The 16,471-nt window shown below is 30.1% G+C and carries 16 protein-coding genes; 4 read left to right on the top strand and 12 right to left on the bottom strand.

The annotated features are described in order from the left end of the window. Positions 1 to 17 precede the first annotated feature (17 nt). The 6 genes from L988_RS00080 to rfaE2 form a co-directional block, all read right to left on the bottom strand. Positions 18 to 3,641 carry a hypothetical protein gene (locus L988_RS00080; RefSeq protein WP_047380330.1) on the bottom strand — a complete coding sequence of 1,208 codons (3,624 nt, stop codon included), beginning with the start codon at positions 3,639 to 3,641 and terminating at the stop codon, positions 18 to 20. An 88-nt stretch (positions 3,642 to 3,729) separates the two neighbouring features. After that, positions 3,730 to 4,044 (bottom strand): thioredoxin, encoded by a 315-nt coding sequence (gene trxA / locus L988_RS00075; RefSeq protein WP_047380328.1) that lies wholly within the window; start codon positions 4,042 to 4,044, stop codon positions 3,730 to 3,732. Positions 4,045 to 4,132: 88 nt separating this feature from the next. Next, positions 4,133 to 6,718, bottom strand: coding sequence for an FAD-dependent oxidoreductase (locus L988_RS00070; protein WP_047380326.1), 2,586 nt, complete (start codon positions 6,716 to 6,718; stop codon positions 4,133 to 4,135). A 16-nt stretch (positions 6,719 to 6,734) separates the two neighbouring features. After that, positions 6,735 to 7,406, bottom strand: a complete 672-nt coding sequence (gene tsaB / locus L988_RS00065) for a tRNA (adenosine(37)-N6)-threonylcarbamoyltransferase complex dimerization subunit type 1 TsaB (protein ID WP_047380325.1) — start codon at positions 7,404 to 7,406, stop codon at positions 6,735 to 6,737. Beyond that, entirely contained in the window at positions 7,387 to 7,863 is a 477-nt protein-coding gene (gene tsaE / locus L988_RS00060) for a tRNA (adenosine(37)-N6)-threonylcarbamoyltransferase complex ATPase subunit type 1 TsaE (protein WP_047380323.1), read from the bottom strand. Before tsaE ends, tsaB begins: the two co-directional genes overlap by 20 nt. Positions 7,864 to 7,874: 11 nt before the next feature. Then, positions 7,875 to 8,336, bottom strand: coding sequence for a D-glycero-beta-D-manno-heptose 1-phosphate adenylyltransferase (gene rfaE2 / locus L988_RS00055; RefSeq protein ID WP_052191597.1), 462 nt, complete (start codon positions 8,334 to 8,336; stop codon positions 7,875 to 7,877). Between the two features lie 115 nt (positions 8,337 to 8,451). On the opposite strand from rfaE2, the gene ruvC reads away from it, so the two are divergent. Continuing rightward, positions 8,452 to 9,033, top strand: a complete 582-nt coding sequence (gene ruvC / locus L988_RS00050) for a crossover junction endodeoxyribonuclease RuvC (RefSeq protein WP_047380319.1) — start codon at positions 8,452 to 8,454, stop codon at positions 9,031 to 9,033. A gap of 43 nt (positions 9,034 to 9,076) precedes the next feature. Here ruvC and L988_RS00045 read toward each other — a convergent pair whose 3' ends face one another. Next, the gene (locus tag L988_RS00045) at positions 9,077 to 10,267 is read right to left on the bottom strand and encodes a pyridoxal phosphate-dependent aminotransferase (protein ID WP_047380318.1); all 1,191 of its coding nucleotides are present in this window, start codon (positions 10,265 to 10,267) and stop codon (positions 9,077 to 9,079) included. 131 nt (positions 10,268 to 10,398) lie between these two features. Here L988_RS00045 and L988_RS00040 point away from each other — a divergent pair, with 131 nt between their 5' ends. Further along, positions 10,399 to 10,950: a DUF308 domain-containing protein gene (locus L988_RS00040; RefSeq protein ID WP_047380317.1), complete on the top strand. Its 552-nt coding sequence runs from the start codon at positions 10,399 to 10,401 to the stop codon at positions 10,948 to 10,950. Positions 10,951 to 10,953: 3 nt separating this feature from the next. On the opposite strand, the gene L988_RS00035 is transcribed toward L988_RS00040, so the two are convergent. The 5 genes from L988_RS00035 to rpmE all read right to left on the bottom strand — a co-directional run bounded on the left by L988_RS00035 (position 10,954) and on the right by rpmE (position 15,494). Beyond that, positions 10,954 to 12,465: an oligosaccharide flippase family protein gene (locus L988_RS00035; RefSeq protein WP_047380315.1), complete on the bottom strand. Its 1,512-nt coding sequence runs from the start codon at positions 12,463 to 12,465 to the stop codon at positions 10,954 to 10,956. An 8-nt stretch (positions 12,466 to 12,473) separates the two neighbouring features. Further along, positions 12,474 to 13,559, bottom strand: a complete 1,086-nt coding sequence (locus tag L988_RS00030) for a polysaccharide pyruvyl transferase family protein (protein WP_047380314.1) — start codon at positions 13,557 to 13,559, stop codon at positions 12,474 to 12,476. Between the two features lie 11 nt (positions 13,560 to 13,570). Beyond that, positions 13,571 to 14,524, bottom strand: coding sequence for a glycosyltransferase (locus L988_RS00025; protein WP_047380312.1), 954 nt, complete (start codon positions 14,522 to 14,524; stop codon positions 13,571 to 13,573). Positions 14,525 to 14,592: 68 nt separating this feature from the next. Next, complete coding sequence (gene upp / locus L988_RS00020) at positions 14,593 to 15,216, bottom strand: uracil phosphoribosyltransferase (RefSeq protein WP_047380311.1); 624 nt, start codon at positions 15,214 to 15,216, stop codon at positions 14,593 to 14,595. Positions 15,217 to 15,278: 62 nt separating this feature from the next. After that, entirely contained in the window at positions 15,279 to 15,494 is a 216-nt protein-coding gene (rpmE, locus tag L988_RS00015; RefSeq protein ID WP_047380309.1) for a 50S ribosomal protein L31, read from the bottom strand. Between the two features lie 150 nt (positions 15,495 to 15,644). On the opposite strand from rpmE, the gene L988_RS00010 reads away from it, so the two are divergent. Then, positions 15,645 to 16,265, top strand: coding sequence for a ribonuclease H family protein (locus tag L988_RS00010; RefSeq protein WP_047380307.1), 621 nt, complete (start codon positions 15,645 to 15,647; stop codon positions 16,263 to 16,265). A gap of 15 nt (positions 16,266 to 16,280) precedes the next feature. Further along, on the top strand, positions 16,281 to 16,439 hold the full coding sequence (locus tag L988_RS13520; protein ID WP_156111904.1) for a hypothetical protein: 159 nt from the start codon (positions 16,281 to 16,283) through the stop codon (positions 16,437 to 16,439). The last annotated feature ends 32 nt before the right edge of the window (positions 16,440 to 16,471 follow it).

The following is a 16,471-nucleotide window of genomic DNA, read 5'->3' as shown; positions in this document are numbered from 1 at the left end:
TATAAATATAAAATATTTTAATCCTCTAGATCATCTATCTTGATTCCATCAAATAGATATGTATCAGGGGATGTCTTTTTGTTTTTATCTGTTGTTGCTCCTAATCCAAAGATATTAGAATCTGGGAATGTTAACAATCTGAATTGAATTGCCATACTCCACTCGTAATCTTTGGTTCTATATGAATAATCTCTTTCATAAGCCACTGCCCATTCATAGTATCCAAACTCTTTTCCTATTTCCACTCCAAATCCATCAAATGTGCTTCTTCCTGTTTCTTCAGGTTGTCCACTCAACTGATCATAGAATTTAACATAAGCTTTCGTTCTCCAACCTTCACTAGGTTTTCCAACTTTTGCATGTAAGCTAAACTCATGCTCTATCTCTGTATCTCTCCATTTTGCTGTATCTACATAGCTTTGGAAAGCTGATTTTTGGTTATAGACATACCCAAGTCCTATTCTATTGTATGAATAGAATAATCTTCCCTCTAACTCTTCTAAAGACTTTAGGTAGTCTCCAGTTTGTTCATATCTCTTATCATTTCTTTGCATCATAAGAGATGTGTGGAATCCTCTTTTATAATCTCCAAAATAAGTTCTATCATCCACAATTCTATTTAAATTAAATGTTCGAACTCTAGAGTTTTCTCTATCTTCTAAAACTTGTCTAATTCTATCAATCTCAACTTGAGATAGTTGATCTGGTGTCTTTTTATATTCTGAAGCTGCATATGAAACTAACTCTGCATCTGTAAATCTCTTATCCTTATAAGTATAAGCTAAATAAACTACATCCGAATTATAGTTTGATAGTGAGTTATTCCAATCTCCTGCATTTTTGTAATCTTCGTAGCTAGCTTTATAAAGATGCTCTACATCTCCACCAACTAAGTATGACACTGAGTAAGTTTTATTCTTAGTATTAATTACTTTTGCATTCTCTTCATCTCTTTCATCTTTTCCTTCAATATACTCTAAGTTTAACTTATTTTTACCAAAGTCATAAGTGTATCCATAGACATCTTCTCTGATTCTTTCTTCAGCATCACTTACACCTTCAATATTCCAAATACTAGAATCTATTCTACGATTTTTATAGTAGAAATAGTTATTAGAATATCTGTAGTTAGCACCATAGTTTTCAAATGTTAAATCGTTATGGTTCTCTTTTTCTGTGTTGTAATCTGTAAATCTTTTATCTATTCCATAATCTAAACCAAAACTATTCTCATCATCGATTAAGAACTCTAACTTTTGATTTAAGATTTCACCTTTTTTATTGTCATTACTTGCTCTTCTAACATCCTTATAATCAACCGTGTATATAGTTTGAGTGTTTCCTAAATCGAATGTTAAAGTATCTGATACTTCATTTACATTTTCTTTATGGAACATTCTTCTATCGCTAGTCATCTTAGAGTCAGAATCGTAAGAGTAATCTTGATACATATATGTCAATCTATTGTTTAAAGCTAGATCTGTAACTCTATCTCTGTTGTCACTATTATCAAATAGCGTCACATCGTGAGCAAATCCAGCTCTAACTCTAGTTGATTTATCCTCTGTTGATAGCTCTTTTGATTTTTCATCATCATAACCTTTGTCATATTGATCGAATCTAAGGTTTCCGTATAACTCTAAATCTCCTAAAGCACCTAAAGAAAGTTTTTCATTAGATAATCCAACCTCATAGAAATCTGATTCGTTTACATAAACTCTATAAGCTTCTCTACCCCAAGGAGTATCAAAATCAGAGTATGTATAGATTCCCTCTCTATCCCAAATCTCCTCTTTAGTGTTACCACCAGCTACAGTAAACTTATAGTTATCATACATAAAGTCTATGTAACCTCTATTTTCTGTAGTTTTATTATAGATTATATTCTCATATCTGTTGTATTGAGCATCTCTATAATTTTTTGTTCCTGGATTTAAAATATTAGTCTTACTATTTCTATATAATGCTTTTTCTCTAAATGGATCGCTTTCAAGACTTAATTTGTGTTCAAACTCACTATAATCATATCCAACTTTATAGAATACATCTTTATATAGGTGATATTCTCCCAGTGAAGTTTTTAAGTTTTTGCTATCATAGATATCATATTGTGAAACTGTCCAAGGAGTATAATCAAACTCTATTCCATAGAAACCTTTTCTATTTAATTTACTGAAGTTTGGGTCTCTTTCCCAAGAGTTTAACTCTCTAAACTTATCTCCAGATTTATCATCATAAGATATGAAAATCTTATTCTCTTTATCATTGAAATTGAATCCAAAGTTTTCAGCTCTCGATTGTAAATCTTTTTTAGTCGATCCCGGATCCATATCATAAAGGTAGTTATAATAAGCACCCATCGAATATCTCTCATTCTCTTTTTGAATTGAGATATCACTTGTTAAATCATAGTCTGCTGAAGCTCCGTAATCCATATCGTCTAATTGCTCTGCAACAATAACACCGTAAGCTTTTTTATCTGATACTAAATTTAACTTCGCCTTTAAGGTTATATCATTATTGCTTCCTAAATTTGTTAGCTCTGTATCTAAATTATAGAATCCTAAACTTCCACCCTTATCAGGTATACCATCTATATATTTCCAACCGTTATTGGTATTTTCTTTTCCACGGAAGTAGCTATCTATTCCATCATCCATAGTTGAAATCATATTGTATGTTGCATTTTGATAGTTCAGATTTAAATATCCATTTTCTCCTGAGTAATTATGAGTATAATTTACATCCCATCTATTGAAGTTTCTTTCAATCTCATCTTCATCAGCTTTTTTATGTACAAGCCAATCATTTATATTTAATTGTCCACTTCCATAACTACCTAGGTCATACCAATTTTCCATTCTTCCAATTAAAAGACCGATTCTATCTCCAAACTTTGGTGAAATTCCACCTTTAAACTTACTGTCTTTATCTCCCCAAAGTACTCCTGATGTTATATACCAACCATAATCATCATCTGATCCCCAGCTTGGGAATAAAGGTACTTCCGATCCTTGTCTTATATTAAATCTATACCATGGTAATGAAAATGGGATTATATCTGTATCTCCAATAAATAAATCAGTATTTCTAAAAGTTACCTGTTTATCAGGCTCTATTACAATTGTATCTGATTGCAAATGGTATCCAACTTCTGAAGGGTTTCTCGTTTCAATAATTTTAGGATCAGTTGTAAACCAAGCATTTCTTAAATAGGTTTTTCCATTTAAATATTCGGTTTTATCTCCACCGAAATATATTCTATCGTTTGGTTTTTCTGCTCCTGTAATCTGACCAACCTCTAGATATCCAAAACTTTTTCCAAAGCTTCCAGTATTTCCTTCAGTATCAAACTCTCCGTTAGATGAATCTATCTTTAACTTTCCGGTCGGTTCATCCGCCTCTAAGAAAAATTCTCCAGGAACATAAGCTCTATTTCTTTCTCTATCTACTCTTACTTCAAAAGCTTTTAACTTTAAAGATCCATATCTAACATTTACTCCATCTGTTGAAGTCATAGTATTAGAGTTTAAATCTATTTCAACTTCATCCTGTGTATCTTTAAGCATCTCAGTTTGTGCTTTTAAACTACTCATTGCAACAACCATTAATGCTAAAATCAAATAGATTTTCCTTTTCATTAGCCCTCCCATTTTCCCATTTTATGTTAAGTTCAATTATACCATAAAACAAAAAAGGTTGCCAGTAGCAACCTTTTTATTTATTATTTTAATAAGAATTCAATTTTTCTAAAAGCTCTGATTTTTGTCTTAATCCAACGATTTGATCAACTTTAACTCCATCTTTAAAGATAATCATTGTTGGGATACTTCTAATTCCGTAATCTCCAGCTAAATCTCCGCTTTCATCTACATTCACTTTACATATCTTTGCAGAAGTTTCTCCTGAAAGCTCTTCTAAAATTGGAGCTAACATCTTACAAGGTCCACACCAGTCAGCCCAGAAATCCACTAATACAATTCCTTTTGATTCTGTTACTTCACCTTTAAAATTTGAATTATTTAAACTTAAAACTTTTCCCATTTTTTCCTCCTTAACACGGAAAATCTTCCTTTAAATTGTAGTTGTACTTTAACATACCTAACTATTTTTGTCAATTTTAATTTCTTACCTATTTATAGAACTTTTTTAAAAGATTTCCTTTTTTCTCTTCATCTTTTAATCCTTTTATGATTACTATTCCTTTTTCCACATCACCAATTAAAATTCCAGACATTAATTGAGAATTTTTAAAATTTAACTTTTTATAGATTAACTCTTCAAATATTGTTTCAGAAACTGAATCTCCTGTTTCTAAAACTCCTCCTGCTGAAAATATTTTTGTACCCATGCCTTCAAAAGTTACCGGTTGAATTTTATCTTCATATCTTTCATCTATTCCTAAAGCATTTAATGCGGCTACTTTTCCTTGATCTGATGAGATTTGCCAAAGTCCAATTATATTTCCTTTATACTCAGCAACATCTCCACATGCATATATATTTTTTTTAGAAGTTTGCATTTTTTCATCAACAACAATTCCTCTATTAGTTTTTATATCTGCTGATTGAGCCAACTCTTTGTTTGGAGTAATTCCAGAACTTATGATTACAATATCCGCTTTCACAAACTCTCCATTATCTAGATAAATTCCTTCAACGTCATTCGTCCCTTTAAACCTTTCCGCTTTAGAGTTTTTGTATAATTTTACGTTACTTTTTTCTATACATTTTTCAAAAATCTTTGATCCATCTTCATCAAGTTGTCTTGGTAAAATTCTCTGCATCATCTCTATAACGGTAACTTCTAATCCCAACTTTTGTAATCCGCATGCTGATTCCAACCCTAAAACTCCTCCACCTATAACAACAGCTTTCTTCTTACCAATACAATAATTTTTTATCTCATCAACATCATTTTTATCTCTAACAGTAAATATACCTTTAAGATGCGAATTCCCTATACTAGGAATCATTGCTTTTGCTCCAGTTGCTATTATTAATTTGTCATATTGTACTATGCCTTTAGATGTTTTTAATCTCTTACTCTCATGGTCTATATTTTCTACAACTGTATTTAATCTTACTTCTATTTTTTTATCTTCGTACCATTTCTCATTTTTTACTAAGAATTTATCCCTTTCAATACTTTCCCCTATCATTTCTGATAAAAGGGTTCTATAGTATGGATATTCATTTTCATTGGATAGGATTGTTATTCTCACATCTTCACTTCTTTCTCTAGCTGCTTTAGCTGCTGATAATGCCGCAACTCCTCCTCCAACAATAACAATCATATCATCCGTTTCAACTTTCTTTAACTTCTCCTCTATTGGAGATGGAACAAAGAATTCTTTTCCAACACCACAAGCTGGACAAATATCTGGTGCGTCAATCTGATTGTAACTTTCACCACAAACTGTACAAGTCCACTTCATAAATTTTCTGTCTGGATTTAGATTTTCTACTTCCTCTGCCACAATTTTTTCTGGAATAGTTTTTAAAAACATATGCTTTGCAAAATTCTGTCCAAACTCGAAAGCTGAATCTAACTCTTTTCTTGATGCTCTAAAATTAATTTTTATTCCATCGATAACGTTCATTCGAAGTTGATTTAATCTATCTAAAATATTTGGAACTGCTTCTCCGCTCCATCCATAACTTCCAAAAGCTGAAACATATTTTCCACCGTGAACAATTGGATTTAAAGATGTTAAAAGATTCCAAATAACTGGGAGTGTATCTCCATTTATCGTACAACTTCCAAATATTATTCCATCAGCCCATTGAAACTCTCTTAAAATTTCACCTTCTAATTTTCCAAAATTCTGTACATCCAAATCATAACTTTTTACATCTACTGTACTGTTATAATCTTTTATCCCTTTTTCTATCTCTTTTGCTAACTCTCTTGTGTATCCATAAGCTGTAGCATAAGGAATTATTACACTTTTAAATTCATTTGGATTTTTTACTGTTGACCAATTTTTATATGTTTCAATAACTTTATCTATATCCACATCTAAAACTGGTCCATGACCAGGTAAAATCATCTCTATCTTTAAATCTTTTATCTTTTCGATACCCTCTAAAACATATTTTCTAAATGGCGAGAAAATACACATATAATAATATCTTAAGGCAATCATATAATCTCTCTTTTTCTCTAATGGTAACTTTGAAAGCAAAATATCGTCAAAGCTATAGTGTGAACCAAAAGAGTCACACGTGACTAAAACTTTATCCTCTTCAACATATGTATAGATTGAATCTGGCCAGTGCAAAAACGGAGCTGAAATAAATTTCAAGGTTTTATCTCCTAAAGAGATTTTATCCCCGTGTTCTACAATAATATGAGGAAACTCTTTATTTAAAATTCCTTTTAAAAATTCAATCGTATTTTTTGATCCTACCACTTTTGCATTCGGAGCTAAATCTAATAATTTTCCTACAGATCCCGAATGATCAGGTTCTGTATGGTTTAAAACTATATAATCTATCAACTTTATATCATCTAAACATGTTTTGAGTCTCTCTAAAAACTCATTGAATTTAATCTCTTTTACTGTTTCAAAAATAGCAATCTTTTCACTACCTTTTAATAGATAAGAGTTATAAGTTGTTCCAAACTGAGTTTCCATTATTACATCAAAAACTTTCAAATCAGGATTCAGTGATCCTACCCAATAGATATCATCTTTCAATTTAAAAGAGTTCATAATCCCACCTCGATTTTTATTTTGCCTCTTTTTCTCTTTCAGCTTGTGACTTTGTAACATAATATGGTTCTAGTGTAAATAGATTATCCTCTTTCTCTACTGCTAATTCAGCTAACAGTGAAGCTCTAGAAACATTTATTGATTTTTTTATAAAAATAGCTTTATCACCCAATCTATTTCTGATTAACTCTTCATAAACTACAGCTCCATCACCAACAAAAACTGTTTCCTCTTCAATAGAGTTTAAAATATTTTCTAACTCTTCTGCCATATAGTCACCTTCTAAAATAAAGGCTCCATTCTCTTTCTTATATACTCCAGCAAATACTCTTTCCTTTCTTGCATCTAACATAGCTACAACTTTTTTATCTCCAGTATAAGTCTGAGCCAGTAAATCTAGCTCATTTATTCCTGCAATTGATTTTTTTAAAGCATAGGCTAATCCTTTTGCTAGTCCAACTCCAATTCTAATTCCAGTAAACGATCCTGGACCAATACTCACCGCAATCTTATCAATGGTTTTTTTATCCACACCTGTTAAATTAAAAAGTGTATCAATCGTTGTCATCGTTATCGCCGAGTGGTTTTGTTTTACGTTTAAAGTTATCTCTCCTACCAACCCTTTTTTATCATCATACAGAGCAACTGTCCCTATATTTGTAGATGTATCAATAGCTAAAATCAACATATTTTAACATCTCCTCCTCTTTTTCTTTATCTCCAACATACTCTAAATTTACAGCTCTAACCTCTAAGTCATCGGTTTCTAAAGCATATTCAAACTCTATTCTTATATATTTTTTAGGCAGTTCACTTTCAATTATATTTGCCCACTCTATAAGAGCAACACCATCGTTATTTATATAATCCTCATATCCTATCTCATAGATTTCGTCTGCACTCCCAAGTCTGTATACATCAAAATGATATAAAGGTAATCTTCCATCTAAATACTCCAATACATAATTAAATGTTGGACTTTTTAAATTTTCCTCTATTCCCAACTCTTTTGCAAAGTTTTTTGTAAACGTAGTTTTCCCAGTACCTAAATCACCAATCAATGCTACTACTGTATTTGGCGAAACATAGTCTGCTAACTTTTTAGCCAAAGCATTAATCTCTTCAAATTTTAATATCTTTCTCACTAACTTTTCACCTATCCTTGTATCTTGTTAACTATATTTGTTGTAGATTTCCCTTCAACAAATCCTAAAATTCTTACTTCTCCACCATTTTTTTCAACAATCTTTGTTTCTGGTAAATCATCCTTTGTATAATCTCCACCTTTTACATGAATTGATGGCTTTAATTCGTCTAAAAGCTCACATGGAGTATCCTCCTCAAAAATAACTGTATAGTCTACAGCTTTTAAACCACATAACATCTCTGCCCTATCTAACTCACTGTTGATTGGTCTTGATTCACCCTTTAATCTTTTCACCGAAGCATCCGAGTTAACACCTACAATTAAGATGTCCCCCTGTCTTTTAGCTTCGTTTAAATAAGTCAAATGTCCAACATGTAAAATATCGAAGCATCCATTTGTAAATACTACTTTTTTATTTTGCTTTTTTAACTCTTCTATTAACTGTGCTGCCATAGCTCTTTTTAAAATCATACATCTCTCTCCTAATATCATCATTTTTGTTTTTATTATACCATAATTTTTAAACTTATATACACCCGCTAGTTTTTTTTCTTTCTACATGTTAAACTAAAGCGAGGTGATTTTTTTGAGAATTTTAGGTATCGATCCAGGAACAGCTATTGTTGGATATTCTATTGTGGATTATAAAGAAAATAAGATTGTTCTTATAAAATATGGATGTATTTTTACAGATAAAAATTTAGCTATGGAGGATAGACTTCTTCAAATTTTTGATGAGCTAGAAGAGATTATAGATTTATACTCACCACAATTTATGGCGATAGAGGAACTTTTCTTCTTCAAAAATAATAAAACAGTTATCAGTGTTGGACAAGCTAGGGGAGTTATTGTTTTAGCTGGAAAAAGAAAAAATCTTCAAATTGAAAACTATACCCCTTTACAAGTGAAAATGGGAATAACTGGATATGGAAAAGCTGATAAGAAACAGGTTCAATTGATGGTTCAAAAAATATTAAAACTTGATGAGATTCCAAAGCCAGATGATGCAGCCGATGCTATCGCTGTTGCCATAACTCATATAAACTCATTAACAAACTCTTTATACTCACCAAAAGTTACTCTTACTCCTCCAACTAAAGTTGAAAAGGAGATAAAAAGTAATAGAATGACAGCAAAAGAGTTTCGTGAGCTTCTATTAAAAAAATAAAAAAATTAGGTGTCAGAATATTTTTCTGACACCTTTTTTATATCTACTTTGAATTATATTTTTTTAATCCTAACTCAATTATTTTTACAGCTTTTTCTAATCTATCTAAGTCTAGAGCATAAGATATCCTAACCTTATTTACTCCTAATTCCTCTCTTTGATAGAATCCTTTTGCTGGTGTTAACATAACAGTTGAGTTATCATATGAAAACTCTCCCAATAACCATTTTGAAAACTCTGTTGCATCCTCTACTGGAAGTTGAACAATACAATAGAAAGCTCCCTCAGGTTTATTTAATACTACACCCTCTATATTTTTTAATCCTTCATATAGGAAATCTCTTCTCTCCATATACTTTGCATTTACAGTTTCATAGTAAGCTCTATCTTTACATCTATAAAGAGCTTCTGCTCCAACCATATCTAAAGTTGAAATAGATAGTCTTGATTGGCAAAGCTTTAAAATATATGCCATGAATTCTTTATTTTTATTTAAAATCGTTCCTACTCTAGCTCCACATGTTGAGAATCTTTTTGATATTGAATCTATCAAAATAATTCTCTCTAAATTGTCACTAAATGTTCCGCAGCTAACTGTATCTTTTCCATCATAGATAAACTCTCTGTAAACCTCATCACTGATTAAAAATAAATTTTTCTCCTTAGAAATCTCATTTAACATAAGCAGTTCATCTTTTGAATAAACTGAACCTGTTGGATTCCCTGGATTTGAAAACATTATTGCCTTTGTTTTCTCTGTTACTAAACTTTCGATAACCTCTTTTTTTGGCAACTTAAAGTTATCTTCGAATTGAGTTGGTATCCCCACAACCTTTATCCCTAACATTGCAAAGAAACTATTGTAATTTGCATAATATGGTTCTGGAATCAAAACCTCTTCTCCTGCATCAAAAAGTGTCATCAACGTAAATAGTAGTGCTTCACTTCCTCCAGCAGTTATTAAGATTTCATCACTGTTATAATCCATCCCTAAATTTTTATAATATCCTTTTACTGAGTCTATTAACTCTTTTCTCCCCGAAGAGTCTGAATACGCTATTGTTTCTTGTCCAAAATTCTCTATTGCTTCAAAAAACTCCTTTGGAGTTTCTAAATCTGGTTGTCCTATATTTAAATGTATAATGTCTATCCCAGCTTCTTTAGCTTTTTTCGAGTATGGTATCAACTCTCTTACAGGAGATGTTTTTAAGTTTTGTATATTTTTTGAAAACATCTGTCCCTCCTAAGCAAACTTTTTAATATTATACCAAGCTCTTGCCTTTATGTGAAGTTTTTTTTGATTGAAGTGTAAACTAATCTTTGATATAATTTCATCAACAACTATTCTTTAAGGGAGAATTTATAATGAAGGTAAATTTCAAATCATTTTTCTTAACATTGGGGATTTTTTATGTTTTAATCGGAGCTCTTGGAATTAGCAATATGGGATTTTTTAATAAAAATATTGAATATATTTTAAGTACCGTTCTATTTTTAAATGGAGCTTATCATATATTCTATTCTACAAGTAATAGAAAAAGTCCATACTTCCATTGGGGGCTTGTTTTAGCAGAGGGAATTATCGAACTTATCTCTGTTGCAATTATTCTTTTAAACACTTTTACCAGCCAGTTATTCTTTACAAGTTACATCGGTGTTCTTCTTTGTTTAAAGGGACTAATTTTAATCTTAGGAAGAGACAATAAATTTACTTCGTGGGAAAAAACAAATGCTAAAGTTAGAGTTCTCGTAATCGTAAAAGGACTTTTACATTTCCTTTTTGGATCTTTAATTGTAGTTTTACCTTTGCTTACTGACAAAGCTGTTTACATAGTTTTCGGATGGTATATTCTATTTTTAGGAATCCACTTCTTAACAGAGGAATATATGGGTAACAAAAAAAGTGATGAAATCTAATCATCACTTTTTTATTTTATCCAATAGTTTCAAAATTGGAATTTGTGATTTCTCATAATCGTTTAATGCCATTATCCAAATTAATATTGAATATAAAATCGTATATATCCCAGTTTTAATTATAAAGTTTAGATAATCTACATTATTTAAATAAGTATTTAAAATAATTCCAAAAAGCATTGTAATCCCAATTGGAATTGACATTTTAAATATATTTTTCCAAAATCTAATTATATCCAATCCAACAACAACTTTATAATATATATTCATTATTATTATTTGACCTAATATAAAAGATATTCCTGTAGCGATAGCACAACCTATCGCTCCATATTTTTTCACTAAAAAAATACTCATTCCTAAATTTAAAAATGCTATTATCAAATATACAACAGATCTAAATTGGTGCATATTTTTAGCTTGCATTATACTTACACCGATACTCTGAATTAAAGGAACTGTAAGGGGTATCATTATCCATAAAGCTATTCTATATGCTTCTACATATTCTTTTCCTACCCAAAGAGTTATAAAATCTTTACCAAACAAAACAAACCCTGAAGATATCAATCCCAAAAGAATATATTGTAATCTTCCAACCTTTAAAAATAGTTCATCTATTTCAGTATGTCTTCCTTCTACAATTAATCTATTTATTCTTGGAAATAAAACTCCAGCTATAGCTGATGCAAAGCCAGTATAAAGAGTATTAAAAATAGCACCTACAGAATATACTGCTACTCCAGTTACTCCGATATACTTTCCTATTATAACTCTATCTGTCCCCCAATATATCTGGTCTATCAGAACATTTAAAAATATGAAAAATGAATATGTAAATATCTCTTTCAAAATATGAGTATCAAACCTTGAGAATCTTATTCTCATTCCCAATTTTATTGCATAAGCTATATCAAAAAAATATGAAGTTATTGCAAAGAACAGTGTTGATAGTGTCACACTGATCAATCCAAATCCATTTATCATTAGTAATGCACCTACAATTGGATTTAATATCATTGTCAATAACTTTAATCCTCTTTGATATATAAACTTCTCTTTAGAAGCTATATTTGTTGAAAAAATAGTCAATGGAAATGATAGAATTACATTCAAAGACAGTATTATAAAAACCATTTTTGTTTTTTGTAATTCAATTGTTGTAAATCTCTCTCCAAAAAATGTTTCTATATTAATATATATATAACTTCCTATAACTATTGCCAAAGTCATAAGAATAGAAAAAATTAATAAAAACATTCCATTTAAAGATTTTTCCTCTTCTAATTTACCCTCTGTTCTATATCTAACAGTATATCTCAGCATTGTATTTCCAAGTCCTAAATTCAAAATAGAAATATATCCCATTATAGATTGAACCAAAGAGTTTATTCCATAGTCTGCCGGACCTAAATATCTCATGTATAGTGGTGTATATATAATCTGAATTAAAGAACTCATTATAATTGTTAGCATTGATAATACTGTTCCTATTTTCAACTCATTTTTTACCATAGCACTACCTATATCGATAAAAATTCATCTAGCTTTAAGAAGTGTTTTTCTCCATTTTCAGAGGCTTTCGCTAAAACTTCATCCGATAATGCTAAATTTTCTTTATATTTTTCATAGTTCAAATTCTTTAAATTATCTAGCGATGCAAAATTTCCTTTAAACTCTATATCCTCTAAAACATTTGTCATTTTTTTACTATATGTTATTGGGAAGACAGGCTTCTTAAAAATAAATCCTAATATCATTGCATGGAATCTTGTTGCAACCACACTCTCAGCTTTATTAATTATATCTAGAGCCTCATTTATATCCCCTCTATAAAGATACTTTGTAATATGCTTATGTTGCTCATTCGGAATCATATTCAGTAATTTATTTATCGCTTCTTCATCTTTTTCGCCTTGGCAGAACGACATAAACTTAACTTTTTTACCAGATTTTATAATATCTAACGTTAAGGTTTTTAATCTATTGAAGTATTCAGATTCTATTCCTGTGAACCCAGGTCTTCCTGAAGGTAATACTATTGAGAATAAAACATAGTTCTCAGCTTCTACAGGTTCTATTTTTAAACTAAATACAATATCATTTCCATACCTAACATTTTCTAAATCTTCAAAAATTTCATATGAATATCTCTCTCTGAAACAAACATCTTTACAACTTTTGAAAAATTCGTGATACATATCTCTAAATGCTTCATTTTTATATGGACCAAAATTTGCTCCTAATACAAAATAATTTTTTCCGAAATCTAAGTTTCTCTCTCTGACTTTAAAATCTTCCTCTGAAAAATCATTTTCTATAAATATAGAACCTCCTATATTCACTACACCATCTAACTCTCTCGCCTTCAAATCTTCTAATATATTTGGAACTCCAAATTTTCTTCCTAAACGAAATAAAATTTTCTTAGCAAATGTATTGTTATAAAGTATATTCAAATTATTACTATCTATACCTTTCAATCTTTCATACTCTGGTGTTGCATAAAGATAAAATTCTGTATCTTTATATCTTTCACAAAGCATTTTTATAAAAAGGTCATCACCTAAATTCAACTGGGCATACGCCTTTATTAATATTTTTTTCACTTTCCCTCACCCTATTTTTTTGTTAGTATCTTCTTATACTTTTTTAAACCCATCATTTTCAATCTAAAAATTCTAAAAGAATAGTAAAGTCTTATTTCAAAAGTTTTTAATTCTGAAAATCTTCCTATCTCTTCTTTTATTTTTAAATAAAACTTTTTCCAGTCTTCGACTTTATTTTCACTTAATCTTTGTAAAACGTCAAATGGATACATTATACCATGATACTTAAAGCATTCTCTAACTTTATCTATATTCTTCTCATATACTTCATTTTTTTTATAAAAAGCTATAAGTTCATCTATAACTAAATATATATCTGTTCTATTCTTATAATTATTTGATACAGAACCACTGTTCATAAAATAATTATAATACGGTTTATCAATAGAAACAACTTTTTTACTGAAGAAAAAACACATAAAGTTAAAAAACATATCCTCTCCTGTATAAATATCTAGTAAAAATTGAATACTATTTTTTTCAATCATCTCTTTTTTGTAAATTTTATTACAAGGAGATGAAAACCACTCTGTAGTACAATCTGTATAGCTATCCTTGTCATCTCTTTCTGGAACTTTAACTTTTGATAAAACCCTTCCCGATTCATCTAATTTTTTAAATCCACAAATTACAATATCTGCTCTCTCTTTTTCTGCTACGTTCACCATATCTTTGTACATATTTTCATCTATCCAATCATCTGAATCTAAAAATGCAACGTATTTATTTTCTACTAAAGAAAGACCTAAATTCCTAGCTGCACTACATCCACCATTTTTCACTTTTTTATAACTTATATTTAAATTTTGCTCAGCTAAGTTTTCACAAATTTCTGAAGTGCTATCTTTTGATCCATCATCAATAATGATTATCTGAATCCCTTTTAAAGTTTGATTCAAAACAGATTTTACACATCTCTCAATATATTTTTCTACATTATAAGCTGGAATTATAACACTTAACATCTTTTCCCTCCTCAGACTTTATCTCTATGAAAAATAAAAAGGGTGGACATAAGACCACCCGTTTATAATTATTTTGTTCCAAATATTCTGTCTCCACAGTCTCCTAAACCTGGATAAATATATCCGTTTGAATCTAAACCTTGGTCTATTTTAGCTGTATAAATAGCAACATCTGGATGCGTTTGTAATACTTTTGCAATTCCTTCAGGTGCAGCTACTAAACACATAAATACTATATTTTTAACTCCAGATTGCTTTAAGTAATCAATCGCATATATAGCTGATCCTCCTGTTGCTAACATTGGATCTACTAATATAACTTGTTTATTTTGTACATCTACAGGAAGTTTGCAGTAATAGTATACTGGTTCTAGAGTTTCTTCATCTCTATAAACACCTATATGCCCTATTTTAGCTGTAGGAATTAATGAAACGATTCCATCTACCATCCCTAATCCGGCTCTTAAAATAGGTACAACTGCGATATTTGTTCCTAATGTATATCCAGTTGTTTTCATCAGAGGAGTTTGAACCTCTATCTCTTCTAGAACTAAATTCTTTGTTACTTCATAAGTCATTAACTTAGAAATTTCATTTAAGTTCTCTCTAAAAGACTTTGTGTCAGTCTCCTTATTTCTTAATATTGTTAATTTGTGTTGTATTAATGGATGATTTATCTCTATTACAGCCATTTTAACCTCCCTGTTACTTATACTTTAAAAAAAAACAGGACATAGTCCCGTTTTCTTATTTCTTATTTCTTTAATCCAAACTTCTTGTTGAATTGCTCTACTCTTCCAGCAGCGTCTACGAACTTAGCTTTTCCAGTGTAGAATGGGTGGCAGTTAGCACATACAGCTATTTTAAGCTCTGCGTCCTTTGCGTTCATTGTTGATCTTGTTTCGAACTTGTTTCCACAAGTACAGTCAACAGTAATTAATTTGTAATCAGGATGAATTCCTTTTCTCATTATTGTCACCTTCCTATAATCTTTCTATTTATCGTAAAGATTTTATCATAATTTTTTGACTTTTGCAACATTTTTTTGGCCTCAACATAAAGTTTTTTATTTTTATAAAATTTTATGATAAAATATTATAAAAAAGATAAAAGGAGAGTTATGGCTACTAAATATTATGCTTTTATTATAGATAATGAAAAATACTCTTCCATTGTTACTTCTTGGCCAGAATGTCAACAATTAACAAAAGGAAAGAAAGCGAGATATAAATCTTTCAAAACAGAAAAAGAAGCTAAAGAGTGGCTTGCTCAAGGTGGAATCTACGAAGATAAAAAACAGAAACTAAAAGAAGCTAAAGAAAAACTTATCGAAGGAATCTATTTTGATGCTGGAACTGGAAGAGGAATTGGTGTTGAAGTTAGAGTAACAGATATCAAAGGAATATCTCTTCTTGATAACATCATGCCAGAACATATGATAAATGAATTTGGAAACTATTTAGCACCAGAAGGAAGTACTAATAACTATGGTGAATTAATAGGAATATATCTAGCTATCGATATCGCAATTAGAAGAAACAATTTAAAAATTTTTGGAGATAGCAAATTAATTATTGATTATTGGTCTAAAGGGCATTATAATAAATCGTCATTAAATGAAAAAACAGTAAACCTTATCAAAAAAACCGCTGCAAGAAGAGAACAGTTCGAAAATATTGGTGGAAAAATTGAACATGTCTCTGGTGATATCAATCCTGCAGATTTAGGTTTTCATAAATAATACTAGGAGGATTTAATGGAGTTTGAACTATTTGACAAGCTACACTTTTTTTATCTTTTGGGATATTCGTTAGTTTTTGTTTTTCTTTATTTTGGAGTTAAATATAATCCACAACCTAAAAAAGTTATGAGAGTAATATCTTTAATTATTTTAATGGTGCGACACGTTTCGTAATGAAAAGTTACGACATGTTAAAAGTAGCTTAG

Origin of the sequence: Cetobacterium sp. ZWU0022 (assembly GCF_000800875.1) — a bacterium.
Classification (GTDB): Bacteria; Fusobacteriota; Fusobacteriia; order Fusobacteriales; family Fusobacteriaceae; genus Cetobacterium_A.
This window is presented reverse-complemented; position numbering and strand designations above follow the sequence as displayed.

Coding starts and splice junctions, on each gene's coding strand:
- L988_RS00080 (WP_047380330.1), bottom strand. CDS start 3,641: ATGAAAAGGAAAATCTATTTGATTTTAGCATTAATGGTTGTTGCAATG.
- trxA (WP_047380328.1), bottom strand. CDS start 4,044: ATGGGAAAAGTTTTAAGTTTAAATAATTCAAATTTTAAAGGTGAAGTA.
- L988_RS00070 (WP_047380326.1), bottom strand. CDS start 6,718: ATGAACTCTTTTAAATTGAAAGATGATATCTATTGGGTAGGATCACTG.
- tsaB (WP_047380325.1), bottom strand. CDS start 7,406: ATGTTGATTTTAGCTATTGATACATCTACAAATATAGGGACAGTTGCT.
- rfaE2 (WP_052191597.1), bottom strand. CDS start 8,336: ATGATTTTAAAAAGAGCTATGGCAGCACAGTTAATAGAAGAGTTAAAA.
- L988_RS00045 (WP_047380318.1), bottom strand. CDS start 10,267: ATGTTTTCAAAAAATATACAAAACTTAAAAACATCTCCTGTAAGAGAG.
- L988_RS00040 (WP_047380317.1), top strand. CDS start 10,399: ATGAAGGTAAATTTCAAATCATTTTTCTTAACATTGGGGATTTTTTAT.
- L988_RS00035 (WP_047380315.1), bottom strand. CDS start 12,465: ATGGTAAAAAATGAGTTGAAAATAGGAACAGTATTATCAATGCTAACA.
- L988_RS00025 (WP_047380312.1), bottom strand. CDS start 14,524: ATGTTAAGTGTTATAATTCCAGCTTATAATGTAGAAAAATATATTGAG.
- upp (WP_047380311.1), bottom strand. CDS start 15,216: ATGGCTGTAATAGAGATAAATCATCCATTAATACAACACAAATTAACA.
- rpmE (WP_047380309.1), bottom strand. CDS start 15,494: ATGAGAAAAGGAATTCATCCTGATTACAAATTAATTACTGTTGACTGT.
- L988_RS00010 (WP_047380307.1), top strand. CDS start 15,645: ATGGCTACTAAATATTATGCTTTTATTATAGATAATGAAAAATACTCT.
- L988_RS13520 (WP_156111904.1), top strand. CDS start 16,281: ATGGAGTTTGAACTATTTGACAAGCTACACTTTTTTTATCTTTTGGGA.